The following is a 14,792-nucleotide window of genomic DNA, read 5'->3' as shown; positions in this document are numbered from 1 at the left end:
TAGGTTACAACTTTTCCTTTAGCATCCGGATCAGGTACTCTCCGTAGCCGCTCTTTCTAAGTGGTTCTGCGATCTGCCTCAGCTGCTCCTCCGAGATGAAGCCCATGCGCCAGGCCACCTCCTCAATACAGCCAATCTTCAGGCCCTGCCGCTCCTCTATCACCTGCACGAAGGTGGCCGCCTGCATGAGCGAGGCGATGGTGCCGGTGTCGAGCCAGGCGGTGCCGCGGTTGAGGATGCCCACCTTCAGCTTGCCTCTTTTCAGGTACTCCTTGTTCACGTCCGTGATCTCGTACTCGCCCCGCGCGCTCGGCTCCAGGTTCTTTGCTATCTGCACCACCTCGTTGTCGTAGAAGTACAGCCCCGGCACAGCGTAGCTTGATTTGGGCTCCAGCGGCTTCTCCTCTATCGATACGGCAACGTTCTGCTCGTCGAACTCCACCACCCCATAGCGTTCCGGGTCGGTCACATGGTAAGCGTAGATCACGCCCCCGTCCGGGTTGTTGTTTGCCTGCAGCAGCGTGCTCATGCCCGAGCCGTAAAAGATGTTGTCGCCAAGTATCAGCGCTACCTTGTCCTCTCCGATAAACTCCTCCCCGATCACGAAGGCCTGCGCCAGCCCGTTCGGCACCTCCTGCACCTTATAGGAGAACCTGCATCCGATTTGGCTGCCGTCGCCGAGCAGGCGCTCGAACATGGGCAAGTCGTGGGGCGTGGAGATGATCAGGATCTCACGGATGCCGGCCAGCATCAGCGTGGAGAGCGGGTAGTAGATCATCGGCTTGTCGTAGACCGGCATCAGCTGCTTGCTCACCGCCAGCGTCAGCGGGTGGAGCCTGGTACCGGAGCCCCCGGCAAGTATGATTCCCTTCATCTGGTTTCGTTAAAGTATAGCTGCTGCCTATTTGGCAACAACGGTTTTATCTGTATCTCTGTAAATGAACTCCTGGTTGTTTTTGAACCAGTCGAACGTGCGCTGTAATCCTTCTGTGATACGCACCTGCGGGTTGTAGTCCAGCAGGCGCTGCGCTTTGGATGTATCAGCCAGACTGTCGCGGATATCGCCCGCACGATCAGGACCATGCACCGGCTCCACGTCTGAGCCAGCGGTTTCCTTTAGGATGTTGAACATCTCCAGCAAAGAGGTCCTATCCCCCACGGCAATATTATACACCTGGTTTACCGCCTCTGAATTCGCTACCAATGCCGCCTTGATGTTCGCCTGCACGCAGTTTTCCACAAAGGTGAAATCGCGCGTCTGGCCGCCGTCGCCGTTTATCTTCGGAGCACTATCCTGGATCAGCGCGTCGATGAACAACGGAATAACAGCCGCATAAGCACCGTTCGGGTCCTGGCGCGGTCCGAATATGTTAAAATAGCGCAGCCCGATGATCTCCATGCCATACGTTTTGCCAAACACATCAGCATACAACTCATTCGCATACTTAGTCACGGCATAAGGAGAGAGTGGCTTTCCAATACGGTCTTCCACCTTTGGCAGTTCTTTACTGTCGCCGTAAGTAGACGATGAAGCCGCGTACACAAAGCGCTTGATGTTGTTTTCCTTAGCCGCCACCAGCATGTTCACAAAGCCGCCGATGTTCACGTTGTTGGTTGTGATGGGATCGTTTATACTTCTCGGCACAGAGCCAAGCGCGGCCTGATGCAATACCACATCCATACCCTCGCAGGCAGCCACACACGTTTCCGGGTCCCGGATATCACCCTCCATCAGCTCGAAAGCTGGGTTGTCCTGAAACTGTTCAATGTTTTTGCGGAAGCCGTTGGAGAAGTTATCCAGCACGCGCACTTTACCCACTTTATACTTCAGCAGGTATTCTACCAGGTTAGACCCGATAAAGCCCGCGCCGCCTGTTACCAAAAAGGACAGGTTCTCCAGGGGCTTATCATGAAAAGGTAATTCGTACATACGCTAAATCTACTTTACTTATCTGTGTGTATACTGCTGCTCGTAGTAGCTCTGGTAGTTGCCGGAGGTTACGTCGTTCAGCCACTCCGGATGCTGCAGGTACCAGTCAACGGTTTTACTTAGGCCCTCCTCAAAGGTAACCGACGGCTTCCAACCCAGTTCGTTCATCAGTTTGCTGGAGTCGATGGCGTAGCGCAGGTCATGGCCGGCGCGGTCTTTCACGAAGGTAATCAGCTTACGGGAGTGCCCTTTCTCGCGGCCCAGTTTCTCGTCCATCTGGTCGCAGAGCAGCTCAATCAGGTCCAGGTTCTTCCACTCGTTCACGCCGCCGATGTTGTAAGTCTCGCCCACCTTGCCCTCGTGGAAAATCACGTCGATGGCACGGGCGTGATCGAGCACGTAAAGCCAGTCGCGCACGTTCTCGCCTTTGCCGTACACCGGCACCGGCTTCTCGCTCTGGATGTTGTGGATGGCCAGCGGAATCAGCTTCTCGGGGAAGTGGTTTGGGCCGTAGTTGTTGGAGCAGTTCGATATCTTGACAGGCAGTCCGTAAGTATGGAACCATGCCCGCACGAAATGATCGGAGCTTGCTTTAGAAGCAGAGTATGGCGAGCGCGGGTCGTAGGCCTTCTCTTCCGTAAACAGGCCATCCTCGCCCAGGGAGCCGTACACCTCGTCGGTGGAGATGTGGTAGAACAGGTGGTCGGGCAGGTTATCCTTCCAGTGGCTGCGCGATGTGTTCAGCAGGTTCACCGTGCCGATCACGTTCGTCTGCACAAAGGCAAGCGGGTCCGAGATGGAACGGTCCACGTGCGACTCGGCCGCCAGGTGAATCACTGCATCGAATTTATACTCGGTGAAGATCTCCTCCAGGTAGGCCGCATCCACGATATCGCCTTTCAGGAAGGTATAGTTCTCCCGGTCCTCAATGTCAGACAAATTTGCCAGGTTGCCGGCGTATGTCAGTTTGTCTAGGTTGTAGATCTGGTAGTTCGGGTACTTCGTTACGAACAGGCGTACCACATGCGAGCCGATAAAGCCCGCTCCGCCCGTGATCAATATTTTCATACTTATGCTTTTCCTTTTTGAAGAGACAACTGCCAGTCCCAGGCGCTTTTCATGGCTTCCTCCAGCGTGCTGGTCGTTTTAAAACCCAGTTCCTCGGTCGCTTTGGTGACATCGGCATAAATCTTTGGTACATCGCCTGCACGACGGCCACCAATCTTATAGTTTAGCTTTTCGCCCGTGGCACGCTCGAAAGCATGTATAGCCTCCAGCACGGTATTGCCCTGGCCAGTGCCCACGTTAAAGAACTCTATGCTTTCTACCTTACCGGCCAGCATTCTCTCCACTGCCACTACGTGCGCTTTGGCAAGGTCTACCACGTGCACGTAATCGCGAATATTGGTGCCGTCTGGTGTGTCGTAATCATTGCCAAACACCGTGAGCTGCTCTCGGATACCGGCAGCTGTTTGGGTGATGAACGGCACGAGGTTGCTTGGCACGCCCAGCGGTAACTCTCCGATTTTTGCAGACGGATGTGCCCCGATGGGGTTAAAGTAGCGCAGCGCGATACTTTTAATGCTACTGCCGCTGTTGGCCAGGTCCGTCAGAATCTCCTCGCAAATCTTCTTGGTGTTGCCGTAGGGAGAATTGGCTTTCTGCACCGGCGTCTGCTCGGTTACCGGCAGTTGCTCCGGAATACCATACACGGTGCACGAAGAAGAGAATACCAGGTTGGGTACGTTGAACTCGCCCATCACCTGCAGCAGCGCCACCAAAGAACCCACGTTGTTGTGGTAGTACTTCAGCGGCTGCTCTACGGACTCACCCACTGCCTTATAAGCCGCAAAGTGAATCACGCCCCGGATATCTTTCTCCGCCTCAAACACACCTCTTAGTGCTGTGGCATCAGTGCAGTCAACGCGATGGCACGGAATGCTGCGGCCAAGTATAGCGGCAATGCCCTCCAGCGCGCTTTCTTCCGAGTTAGAGAAATTATCGATGATGACAGGCTCGTAGCCCGCCTCTACCAGCTCCACTACCGTGTGCGAGCCGATATAGCCAGCGCCTCCGGTTACCAGTATCTTTTCTTTTGCCAAAACTTATAAGCTTGTGTAGGTGATATCTTTGATTCTATCGCGCAGAATGCCTTTTAAGTCCACCAGAATAGGGCTGCCATTCATCAGCGACTTAAAGTAATCCTCTTCCAGTTCCTTGTAAGGCGCATGCGGCACGGCCACCACCACGGCATCGTAATCTTTGCCGGGCTCTGCCACCAGACCGAAGCCATACTCGTGCTTCAGTTCCTCGGAATTTGCATACGGGTCTACCACTTCTACTGTCACGCCGAAGCTTTCCAGTTCGCGGATCACGTCCACCACTTTCGAGTTGCGGATGTCTTCCACGTTTTCCTTAAAAGTAGCGCCCATCACCAGCACTTTTGTCTGCGAAATGTTCTTGCCACCCTTGATCATCATCTTCACCAGCTTGTTGGCCAGGTAAGCGCCCATGTTGTCGTTGGTGCTGCGGCCGCTCAGAATCACTTTCGCATCGTAGCCCATTGCCTTCGCTTTGTACGTCAGGTAATACGGGTCCACGCCAATGCAGTGGCCGCCTACCAGGCCAGGCTGAAAGCGAAGGAAGTTCCACTTCGTGCCCGCTGCCTCCAGCACATCATAGGTATTGATGTTCATCTTGTCGAAGATGATGGACAGTTCGTTCATCAGGGCGATGTTAAGGTCGCGCTGGGTGTTTTCGATCACTTTGGCGGCTTCAGCTACCTTGATAGTGGAAGCGCGGTGCACGCCTGCGTCAATCACCAACTCGTATACTTTGGCAATCTCCTCTGCCGACTCTTTGCCACAACCCGATACCACTTTCACGATCTTTGCCAGCGTGTGCTCCTTATCGCCCGGATTGATGCGCTCAGGCGAGTAACCTACTTTGAAATCCTCCATGAACTTCAAGCCTGACTCGCGCTCCAGCACCGGCACGCAATCCTCTTCGGTACAGCCCGGGTAAACAGTGGATTCAAACACCACGTAATCGCCCTTCTTCAGCACTTTACCCACAGAGGTAGAAGCGCCTAAAAGCGGCTTCAGGTCCGGCATGGCGTGCTCATCGATTGGCGTTGGCACGGCCACAATAAAGAACTGTGCCTCGCGCAGCACCTCCAGATCGTGCGTAAACTCAATGTCAGCTCCCTCAAAATCGCTGCTCTCCAACTCACCGCTCGGGTCGATGTTGTTGCGCATTAAATCCACGCGCTTCGCGTTTATATCGAAGCCTATCACTTTTATTTTCTTTGCAAAGGCAAGCGCAATCGGCAATCCTACATAGCCTAAGCCAATCACAGCAAGCTTGGCTTCTTTGTTTATCAGTTGTTCGTACACGTTATGTATGCTGGTTAATTTCTGAATTTTATTTCCTTTACCTCTCCCCGCCTGCAGCGGCTTCTCATGCGTCAACAACACATCCGAAGAACGGATTCAATATACAGCGCTAACAGGGCCGTAGCAGGCATTTCTACTGCAAAAGTACAATTTTAACTTCTACTTAAGATAGTTTTAGCCCAAATTTTAACCACCTTACCGCGAGGCCGTCACCATCCGGGCTTTCCCGAACAAATCCTCCACTACCCGTACCTGCGCAAATCCTGCCTCCTGCAAGAGTTTCCGCACCTGCTGGCTGTAGCGCTCGTTTATCTCAAAGTACAACCTACCATCCTTTTTCAGGAGTTCCAACGCGACATCCGTTATCCTTCTGTAAAATTTCAGGGGGTCGGCGTTTGGCACGAACAGGGCGAGGTGCGGCTCGTACTGCAGCACGTTTTCGCGCATCAGCTCCTTTTCCTCCTCCAGCACATACGGCGGGTTGCTGATGATGATGTCCAGCGAGCCCGCGGCTATACCTGGAACCGGCGCAAAGATATCTGCCTGCAGCCATTCAACGGGCAGATCATACTTGGCGGCATTGGCCCGGGCCACCTCCAGTGCCCCCTCCGACACTTCCAGTCCGTATACTTTGGCGCTGGGCATGTTGGCCTGCAAAGCCAGTGGGATGCAGCCGCTTCCGGTGCAAATATCCAGCACATTCAGCCCTTTCTGTCCCTGATGCTCCTTTAGCACAAGGTCCACCAGTTCCTCTGTCTCCGGCCTTGGTATCAGCACGCGGTCATCCACCAGCAAATTTAGCCCGTAGAAGTGCGCCGTGCCCAGCACGTACTGCACCGGCTCCTGCTGCTGCAGCCGTAAGATCATCTGCTCTACCGCTTCCTGCTGTGCCGGCTGCACCTCTGCCGACTTGTCCAGACGTAGCTGCAGCCTGTCTTTCTGCAGCACATGCTCCAGCACCAGCTGCGCAATGCTCCCTGCCTCCGGCTCCGGAAAAGCCTGGTTTATACTTGTGCGGATGTGCTGCTGTAATTCCTGAATCGTGGCCACGCCTGTACTTTAGGTTGATTTCAATATCTTTGCAAAAGTAAGTAAACAGATACGAGTCGCAAGGCGTTTGATTTTTGACTTTATCCTTTCACAACGCGCAGCTGCCTGTATTTTATACTTCAAACCCCGGCATCTTACATTTAACCTTATGGCAACGCCCGACGAGAAGTACATGCGCCGTGCCCTGGAACTGGCCCGATTGGCAAGTGGCCACACCAGTCCGAACCCGATGGTGGGCTGCGTGATCGTGCACAAGGGGCAGATTATCGGCGAGGGCTGGCACAGGCATTACGGCGGTCCGCATGCTGAGGTGAATGCCGTAGCAGCCGTGGAAGACAAAAGCCTGCTGCCCAAAAGCCGGGTGTACGTCACGCTGGAGCCTTGCTCGCACTACGGCAAAACGCCTCCCTGTGCCGATCTGCTCATCAGCCATGGCGTGAAAGATGTGGTGATCTGCAACACAGACCCAAACCCGCTGGTGGCAGGGCGCGGCATCAAAAAGCTGTTTGAAAGCGGCGCCCAAGTAAAAGTAGGCGTACTGGAAGATGAGGGGCTGGAGCTGAACAAGCGGTTCTTTACTTTCCATACCCAAAAGCGGCCCTTTATACTTCTGAAGTGGGCCGAAACGGCGAATGGCTTCATTGCCGCCGCCAATTATGCGCAGCAGCAGATCAGCGGCAAGCTGGCACAGCGACTGGTGCATAAGTGGCGATCGGAGGAGCAGGCCATCATGGTAGGCAGTCGTACCGCTTTATATGATAACCCGCACCTGAACACGCGCCTGTGGCCGGGCCAAAACCCGCTGCGCCTGGTGATTGATAAGCAACTGCTGCTGCCTACGCACCTGCACTTGTTCGACGGCAGCCAGCCTACTGTGGTGTATACTTACAAAAGGCAGGACGATCGTGAGAATTTATACTTTGTGCAGCTGCAGGAAAACGAGCCGCTGCTGCCCCAGCTCATGCACGACCTGCACCAGCGCAGCATCTTATCAGTGATGGTAGAGGGCGGCACCTTCCTGCTGGAGAGCCTGCTGCAGGAAAACCTATGGGACGAGGCGCTGGTATTCAAGAGCCTTGAAAAGAATCTGCCTGCCGGTGTAAAAGCCCCTAACATGGCTTATGGACAGTTAAGCAGTATTCAAACTTTAGGTCCCGATCAGTTGTTGCACTATTTCAGAAGCTAGATTTTAGCTTCTAGACGTTAGACTTTTCTTACGTCATCAACATATTCACTCATTCAAAACTCAGTTATTCAAAATTAGCCCATGGCAGAGTCCCTTCTGATAGATGCGAACCTCAGCAAAGAGGAAAAATATAAAGCGCTGCTTCCGCAGATAGAAGCCTTAACGACAGGGGAAACCGACCTGATCGCCAATATTTCAAACTTAGTAGCCGCGCTGCGCCAGGGCATGGGCTTCTTTTGGGTAGGCGTATACTTCAACAAAGAGGGTCAACTGGTGCTCGGCCCGTTCCAGGGACCAGTGGCTTGCACCCGCATTCCGTACCACAAAGGCGTTTGCGGTGCGTGCTATACCCAGCAGAAAACCATACTTGTACCGGACGTGGAGGCTTTCCCGGGCCACATCGCCTGCAGCAGCGACTCTAAATCAGAAATTGTATTGCCAGCCATAAAAGACGGTGAGGTAAAGCTGGTGCTGGACGTGGACAGCGACCGACTCAATGACTTCGACGAGGTGGACCAGCAGTACCTGGAAAAGTTGATGAGACTGGTGGAAAGCTGGTATTAGTCTCGTTGATCGTTTTTCGTTACTCGTTTTTCGCAGCCTTATTCCTGCCGCAAGTTTAGCGATAGCTTAACTCGTGACAGGTACAGGCACTTCTAAACAACATCCTGTAATTTTTTTCTAGCCTGAAAATCCTGATTTAAACAAGAAAGGCCGCTGCAGTTTATACTAGCAGCGGCCTTTCTTGTTTGGTCTAATATCTAAAGTCCAGCGTCTTAAAGATTAGCCGAACAAAGGAGGCGTTTCGGTCTTTAGCTGGGCGATAACGGTTTGGCCGCCTTTTGTTTTCTGACCCAGTTCTACCTTGATGGCTGTATCGAGCGGCATGAAAATATCCACCCGTGAGCCGAACTTGATGAAGCCAAACTCCTCGCCCTGGCTTACTTCATCGCCCTCTTTCACATACCACACAATGCGGCGTGCCATGGCGCCGGCAATCTGGCGGAAAAGCACCTCCGGGCCTGCCGAAGACTCTACCACCACTGTAGTGCGCTCGTTCTGCGTGCTCGATTTCGGATGCCAGGCCACAAAGTAATTACCGGGGTGATACTTGAAATATTTCACAATCCCTGAAACCGGGTTCCGGGTGATGTGCACGTTGATCGGCGACATGAAGATAGAAATCTGCTTGCGCTTATCGGTGAAGTACTCCGGCTCTTCCACTTCCTCAATCACCACTACCTTGCCATCGGCCGGGGCAATGATCAGGTCTTCGTGGAGCAGCAGGTTGCGGTACGGACTGCGGAAAAACTGCAGGATCAGCAGAAAAAGCAGAACAGACACCACAGAGAAAATAAGGTTAAAGGTGCTGTTGCCGGCATTGAAATAGTAGAGCAGCAGGTTTAGCACCACTAAAATCAACAATGTAAAAAATAAGATTCTCCGTCCTTCCTTATGAATTTTCATCCGTCTTTATGTTTTCCGCCGGTGCTTCACTAACAAATAATAGCCCATCCAGTTTTATGAATGGGCTATCACCGGTTTCCAAAATTATATAATCTTTCGCTTATTCTTCTAAAAAATTATTTTAGAAGCCACCGCGGTACTTATACGTCATGGCTACCTTATCAATTGCTACGATGTAGGCAGCGATACGCATTGGTACGTTATATTTTTGTGAAGCCGCGTACACCCGCTCAAAGGCCTCGTTCATGATACGCTCAGCACGTCCGTTTACGCGGTCCAGCGTCCACTTGAAACCCATACGGTTCTGTACCCACTCAAAGTATGATACGGTAACACCGCCAGAGTTAGCTAAAATATCCGGCACAACCATGATGCCTTTTTCGTTGATGATGTTGTCGGCTTTGTACGAAGTAGGGCCATTGGCGCCTTCCACAATCAGGCGGGCCTGGATTTTGTCCACATTGTGGATCGTGATCACGTCTTCCACCGCAGCCGGAATAAGCACATCCACTTTAGAGGTCAGCAGCTCGTCCGGGTCCATGCCTTCGGCGCCTTTGTAGCCTTCCAGACGTCCGTTATGGGCGTTTTTATACTCGATGGCTTCTTCAATGTCGATGCCGTTGTCGTTCCAGTACGCGCCACTCACATCGCTAATGCCCAGAATTTTTACACCACGCTCGGCCATGAGCTTTGCAGCCCAGGCACCCACGTTACCAAAACCCTGTATCGCAGCGGTGGATTTGTTCGGGTCCATGCCCAGTTTCTCCATGGCAGCCATGGCAGACACCATTACGCCACGGCCTGTAGCCTCCACACGGCCCAGTGAACCACCCAAAACAAGCGGCTTGCCTGTAACCACGGCGTGCTCGGTAGAGCCTCTGGTTTTGGAGTACTCGTCCATCAGCCAGGCCATTTCGCGTGGGCCTGTGCCCATGTCCGGCGCAGGAATGTCGCGGTCAGGTCCGAAGATATCGATCAGGGAGTTAGTATAGGCTCTTGTCAGGCGCTCGATCTCGCCGGCAGACATAGAATATGGATCGCAGATAATACCGCCTTTGGCACCACCGTAAGGAATATCCACTACGGCACACTTCCAGGTCATCCAGGCAGCAAGGGCTTTCACCTCATCCAGGAACACATCCGGCGCATAGCGGATACCACCTTTAGACGGGCCCAGGATGTTGGAGTGCATCACACGGAAACCTTCGAACACACGCACTTTGCCATCATCCATGGTAACCGGAACGTTCACGATTACTTGGCGGGATGGGGACTTCAGCACGTTGTAGGTTTCTTCGTCCAGTCCCAGCACCTCAGCAGCAATATTGAAGCGCGACATCATCGATTCGAACGGATTTTCTTTGTCCTTAATCGGTGCAGGCTCTTTGTATAACATCATCTACTCTTAATTTAAGTGAGTAATTAATTAGTGAGTAATCAATCAGTGGGGCAAAGTTGAGAATTATACTTGCAACCTCCTAAAAGGGGCTCTAAAATATTTCTTAGAAGATTTCCAGAAAGGCAACGATAAAGGGAATGGCCATCAGCAGGCTGTCAAAGCGATCCAGCAGGCCGCCGTGCCCAGGCAGCAGCGTACCAGAGTCCTTCACGCCGAGGCTGCGCTTCAGCATCGATTCCGACAGGTCGCCGAGCACACCGAAGACGGCTACCAGCAAGGCCATACCTACCCACTGGTATACTTCCAGGTCAATAAAAAAGCCGGACATGATATAGCCCACCAGCACCGCCAGCACCGTGCCGCCAACCCAGCCTTCCCAGGTTTTGCCTGGCGAGATGCGCTCGAACAGCTTGTGCTTTCCGAAGTTTTTGCCCGCGATGTAAGCACCCGTGTCTGCGGCCCAGATCAGCAGCAGCAAACCAAGTATAGGTTGCCAGCTGTATTCCCCGTTCAGGTAGCCGAGCAGGTGCAGCAACGCGAACGGCCCCGCCACATATACTACGCCCATTAGCGTGAACGCGATGTTGGTGAACGGCTGGGGCTTTTTGCGGTACATCTCCACGATAAACACCAGGAAAACCAGCGGCAGCGACAGGAAAAGCACCTCCCCCGGCATCGTTTCCAGCTGAATCAGAAACACCGACACATACAGCACGCCGCCCAGCAGCAGGCCCAGGTACCTGTTTGGCTGCATGCCCTGCACACGCACCAAGGTAAAAAACTCGTGAATACCCAGCAGCGTGAGCCCCAGGAAGAGCAGGAAATAGGTCCACTCGCCACACACGATCCCGCCGACAAAAAGCACGGCGCCCAGCACCCCCACTATAATCCGTTGACTTAAATTGCTGAGAGAGGAAAGTTTCTTGCTCATGTATAGGTGTTGTGCCGGCAGGGTTGCGCGGCAGGTGTCAGGAGTCGTTGTTTTAAAGTTTACTGCAGCCGCTCTGCCCCGGCCTCTTCGGCTATACTTTGCTGCCGCAACGGCACCTGGTTAAAGCGCTGGTACAGGAAATAAATCAGGCCCACGCTAATCAAAACCGATAAGGCCACCGTGTAAAAAGGCATAGCCTCGGTGCTTTCAATGTCGGCCTCGATGGTGCGCGTCTGGTGCAAGTATAGCATAAAAACAGTAAAGCCGTTGTTTACAAAATGCGCCACGATCGGCACGATAATGCGACCGGACCAAAAGTATAAATATCCGAACAAGGCACCAAGTATGGCTCGCGGCAAAAAGCCGAAGAACTGCACGTGTATGGCCGCGAATATGATTCCGGTTACCCAAATGGCGACGTGGATGTTTCCAAACCACCTGAAAATCTGCCGCTGCGTAATGCCCCGGAACACCAGTTCCTCACCTATCGCGGGAACCACAGCGAACACCAGTAGCCCCACCAGTAGCTGTGGCACGGTTTCGAAGCGGGTAATGAGTTTGGTCAGCTCAGCCAGCTGGTCTTCCTGCGCCCGTGCCCAAGCCTCAAACCCAGCCATAAAATCCGGAAAATTCATGGTGGCGTTCCAGTTGATGATAACTGAGTTGGCCGGCATGATAAAGACAATAAGCAGTCCGCTTAGCAGCACCAGCAGCCAGGGGGAGCGCACTTTCCGGTTCAGGTAATCGCCGGGCTTGTAGTTAAGCGCAAGCAGCAGAAACAGCGGCGCCAGAATGAAGGCGAAGAACTGCAGCACACCCTGCAGCAGCAGCATCACGGCCGGCCCCTGGGGGTGCCCGGCTGGGTTGGTGGCCACGGTGGCCAGCTCAAATATGCTGATCCCGAAGATCCAGCTTGCCAGTGTACTGATGACCGCCATGGCCACAAAGTAGCCGCCCGACATGAACACCAGCAGCAGCAAGAGCACCAACAGAGGGTGTTGATCTTTGGAGATGAAACCTTTCATACAGATAATTAGGTTTTATTGACGTAAATTTACGGGAAATTATAGATTTTGCTTTGGTAAAGATTGCTAACATAGAGTTGGGAGAGTTTCCGTTGCTGCTTGCCCCCATGGAGGACGTAAGTGACCCTCCGTTTCGGAAGGTATGCAAGGCCAACGGCGCTGATCTCATGTACACGGAGTTTATCTCCTCCGAGGGTTTGATACGTGATGCCGCTAAAAGTGTGCAGAAACTCGATATTTTCGACTACGAGCGCCCCATCGGCATTCAGATCTTCGGTTCCGACATTGACTCAATGCGCGAGGCGGCCATCGTCTCCTCACAGGCCGGCCCCGACCTGATCGACATTAACTACGGCTGCCCCGTAAAGAACGTGGCCTGCAAAGGCGCCGGCGCAGCGCTGCTTCGTGATATTCCTAAGATGGTGAAGATGACGGAGGAGATCGTGAAAGCCACGCACCTGCCCGTTACCGTGAAAACGCGCCTGGGCTGGGACGAGAGCACCAAGTATATTGTGGAGACGGCGGAAAGACTGCAGGATATCGGCATACAGGCGCTGAGCATACACGGCCGCACCCGCGTGCAGATGTACAAAGGCGAAGCCGACTGGAGTTTGATTGCCGAAGTGAAGAACAATCCGCGCATGAAAATCCCGATCTTCGGAAACGGCGACATCGACTCGCCGCAGAAGGCGCTGGAGTACCGCAACAAGTATGGCGTGGATGGCATCATGATTGGCCGCGCCAGCATCGGCTACCCCTGGATATTCAATGAGATAAAGCATTTTATGGCCACAGGCGAAACGCTGCCGGGGCCAACGCTGGAGGAGCGCGTGGAAGTATGCCGCCAGCACTTCACGCACTCGCTGGAGTGGAAGGGAGATAAACTGGGCATTTTCGAGATGCGCCGCCACTACACCAACTACTTCCGCGGACTGCCGCACTTCAAGCCGCTGCGCATGCGCTTAGTGCAATCCGAAGACATCCAGGAAATCTACGACACGCTGGAGGAAATAGCCCATACCATGAGCTATGCTGGCGAGGTAGAAGGCTGATTGAGTTAGAAATTTAAAAAAATAAAGGGTTAGAAGGTGGAGAATGCCTGCAGAGGCTCCCGCTTTCTAGCTTCATACTTCTTTTTTCTACTTCAAGCATCCGCTTCCGCCACTAAAGCCAGCCTTGCCTTATATGTTTTACTCCAACTGTCACCTCGAACAGAGTGAGAGATCCTTTAGATTTGCTCCTGTACGTTGGCACAAGCGGGCGCCAGGAACAACCGCCCCACGACTATCTAACTTCCCAACTCTTTAACTTTCTAACTATCAAAACCGCTACTTCACCTCCACAGGAGCAATCCTCCGGCACACTGGCCTGGTTCCTGATTACCATACTTACCCTTATCTGGGGCACTTCTTTTATTTTGATGAAAAAGGGACTGGTGGTTTTCTCTGCCGGCGAGGTGGGTGCCCTGCGCATGGTTATTGCCAGTTTGTCGCTGCTGCCCTTTGCCATCAAACACCTGAAATCGGTGGAGCCGGCGCGGTGGAAGTTCCTGGTGGGAAGCGGGCTATTGGGCAACTTCATTCCTGCCTTTCTTTTTGCGTATGCCGAAACAAGGCTTGCCAGCGGTTTGGCCGGTGTGTTGAACTCCCTTACCGCTCTTTTCACGCTGCTGGTTGGCGCCATGCTTTTCAAGCAGGCTATTACGTGGATGCGCGTTTTGGGTATTCTGATTGGTATACTGGGCACGGCCATACTTATCTTCTCGGGCAACGGCAGCGCAGACCTCAACAACAAGTACTACGGCCTCTACATTGTGGTGGCAACCATCTGCTACGGCGGCAGCGTCAACATTATCAAGCACCGGCTCGGTGGCCTGAAACCAATCATTATTTCCAGCCTGGCACTGCTTACGGTGGGCCCGCTCGCGCTGGTATACCTCTTTACCACTGATTTTATGTACAAGCTGCAGCACGTGCCGGGCGCGTGGGAGGCGTTTATATACATTGCCATACTTGCTGTATTCAGCACAGCCATCGCGCTGGTTCTTTTCAACAGGCTCATCCACATTTCCACCACGCTCTTTGCCAGTTCCACCACCTACCTTATTCCCATTGTGGCGCTGATGTGGGGCGTGCTTGATGGCGAAAGTATCCAATTGTGGCACTACGTGGGCATGGTGGTGATTTTGGCAGGCGTGTTTATCGTGAACCGGGCAAAATAGCAAGCCGGCTGTTCCCTTCACAAGTATAGCCTCCCCCGATAGGCCGGTCAGAGTTTTGTGGCGGCAGGTGGTTTCCTGTTATTCAAGGTTATTTATACTTATAGCATGCTAGATGTGGCGTGGCGGCAGCCAGGGCATTTTACAGTTTACTATTTCTTTGCTACCTTAGGGAGTCTATAAATCCGTCA

General features: G+C 53.2%; 14 protein-coding genes. 4 read left to right on the top strand and 10 right to left on the bottom strand.

The genetic code is table 11. From position 1 onward, the window contains the following. Positions 1 to 4: 4 nt before the first annotated feature. From rfbA to prmC, 6 genes are all read right to left on the bottom strand, one after another. Positions 5 to 874, bottom strand: a complete 870-nt coding sequence (gene rfbA / locus A0W33_RS09125) for a glucose-1-phosphate thymidylyltransferase RfbA (protein WP_068837866.1) — start codon at positions 872 to 874, stop codon at positions 5 to 7. 27 nt (positions 875 to 901) lie between these two features. Continuing rightward, on the bottom strand, positions 902 to 1,930 hold the full coding sequence (locus A0W33_RS09120) for an SDR family oxidoreductase (protein WP_068837865.1): 1,029 nt from the start codon (positions 1,928 to 1,930) through the stop codon (positions 902 to 904). A gap of 18 nt (positions 1,931 to 1,948) precedes the next feature. Then, positions 1,949 to 2,998, bottom strand: coding sequence for a dTDP-glucose 4,6-dehydratase (rfbB, locus tag A0W33_RS09115; RefSeq protein ID WP_068837864.1), 1,050 nt, complete (start codon positions 2,996 to 2,998; stop codon positions 1,949 to 1,951). A 2-nt stretch (positions 2,999 to 3,000) separates the two neighbouring features. Beyond that, on the bottom strand, positions 3,001 to 4,032 hold the full coding sequence (gene galE, locus A0W33_RS09110; protein ID WP_068837863.1) for a UDP-glucose 4-epimerase GalE: 1,032 nt from the start codon (positions 4,030 to 4,032) through the stop codon (positions 3,001 to 3,003). A 3-nt stretch (positions 4,033 to 4,035) separates the two neighbouring features. Continuing rightward, positions 4,036 to 5,325, bottom strand: coding sequence for a nucleotide sugar dehydrogenase (locus tag A0W33_RS09105; RefSeq protein WP_068840027.1), 1,290 nt, complete (start codon positions 5,323 to 5,325; stop codon positions 4,036 to 4,038). 195 nt (positions 5,326 to 5,520) lie between these two features. Next, positions 5,521 to 6,375 carry a peptide chain release factor N(5)-glutamine methyltransferase gene (gene prmC, locus A0W33_RS09100; protein ID WP_082815179.1) on the bottom strand — a complete coding sequence of 285 codons (855 nt, stop codon included), beginning with the start codon at positions 6,373 to 6,375 and terminating at the stop codon, positions 5,521 to 5,523. A gap of 148 nt (positions 6,376 to 6,523) precedes the next feature. Here prmC and ribD point away from each other — a divergent pair, with 148 nt between their 5' ends. Together ribD and A0W33_RS09090 are read left to right on the top strand one after the other, a co-directional pair. Beyond that, positions 6,524 to 7,561 carry a bifunctional diaminohydroxyphosphoribosylaminopyrimidine deaminase/5-amino-6-(5-phosphoribosylamino)uracil reductase RibD gene (gene ribD / locus A0W33_RS09095; protein ID WP_068837862.1) on the top strand — a complete coding sequence of 346 codons (1,038 nt, stop codon included), beginning with the start codon at positions 6,524 to 6,526 and terminating at the stop codon, positions 7,559 to 7,561. Positions 7,562 to 7,642: 81 nt separating this feature from the next. Further along, a complete protein-coding gene (locus tag A0W33_RS09090) occupies positions 7,643 to 8,125 on the top strand; it encodes a GAF domain-containing protein (RefSeq protein ID WP_068837861.1) in 483 nt (160 codons plus the stop codon). Between the two features lie 219 nt (positions 8,126 to 8,344). Here A0W33_RS09090 and A0W33_RS09085 read toward each other — a convergent pair whose 3' ends face one another. The 4 genes from A0W33_RS09085 to A0W33_RS09070 form a co-directional block, all read right to left on the bottom strand. Further along, a complete protein-coding gene (locus A0W33_RS09085) occupies positions 8,345 to 9,028 on the bottom strand; it encodes a phosphatidylserine decarboxylase family protein (RefSeq protein WP_068837860.1) in 684 nt (227 codons plus the stop codon). A 121-nt stretch (positions 9,029 to 9,149) separates the two neighbouring features. Next, positions 9,150 to 10,424, bottom strand: coding sequence for a Glu/Leu/Phe/Val family dehydrogenase (locus A0W33_RS09080; protein ID WP_068840025.1), 1,275 nt, complete (start codon positions 10,422 to 10,424; stop codon positions 9,150 to 9,152). A gap of 106 nt (positions 10,425 to 10,530) precedes the next feature. Beyond that, positions 10,531 to 11,358, bottom strand: coding sequence for a phosphatidate cytidylyltransferase (locus A0W33_RS09075; protein ID WP_068837859.1), 828 nt, complete (start codon positions 11,356 to 11,358; stop codon positions 10,531 to 10,533). 59 nt (positions 11,359 to 11,417) lie between these two features. Then, on the bottom strand, positions 11,418 to 12,383 hold the full coding sequence (locus A0W33_RS09070) for a CPBP family intramembrane glutamic endopeptidase (protein ID WP_068837858.1): 966 nt from the start codon (positions 12,381 to 12,383) through the stop codon (positions 11,418 to 11,420). 53 nt (positions 12,384 to 12,436) lie between these two features. On the opposite strand from A0W33_RS09070, the gene dusB reads away from it, so the two are divergent. Then, positions 12,437 to 13,435 carry a tRNA dihydrouridine synthase DusB gene (gene dusB / locus A0W33_RS09065; RefSeq protein WP_068837857.1) on the top strand — a complete coding sequence of 333 codons (999 nt, stop codon included), beginning with the start codon at positions 12,437 to 12,439 and terminating at the stop codon, positions 13,433 to 13,435. A gap of 164 nt (positions 13,436 to 13,599) precedes the next feature. After that, complete coding sequence (locus A0W33_RS09060) at positions 13,600 to 14,604, top strand: DMT family transporter (protein ID WP_244888625.1); 1,005 nt, start codon at positions 13,600 to 13,602, stop codon at positions 14,602 to 14,604. The last annotated feature ends 188 nt before the right edge of the window (positions 14,605 to 14,792 follow it).

This window comes from Pontibacter akesuensis, from assembly GCF_001611675.1.
In the GTDB taxonomy this organism is placed as follows: Bacteria; Bacteroidota; Bacteroidia; order Cytophagales; family Hymenobacteraceae; genus Pontibacter; species Pontibacter akesuensis.
This window is presented reverse-complemented; position numbering and strand designations above follow the sequence as displayed.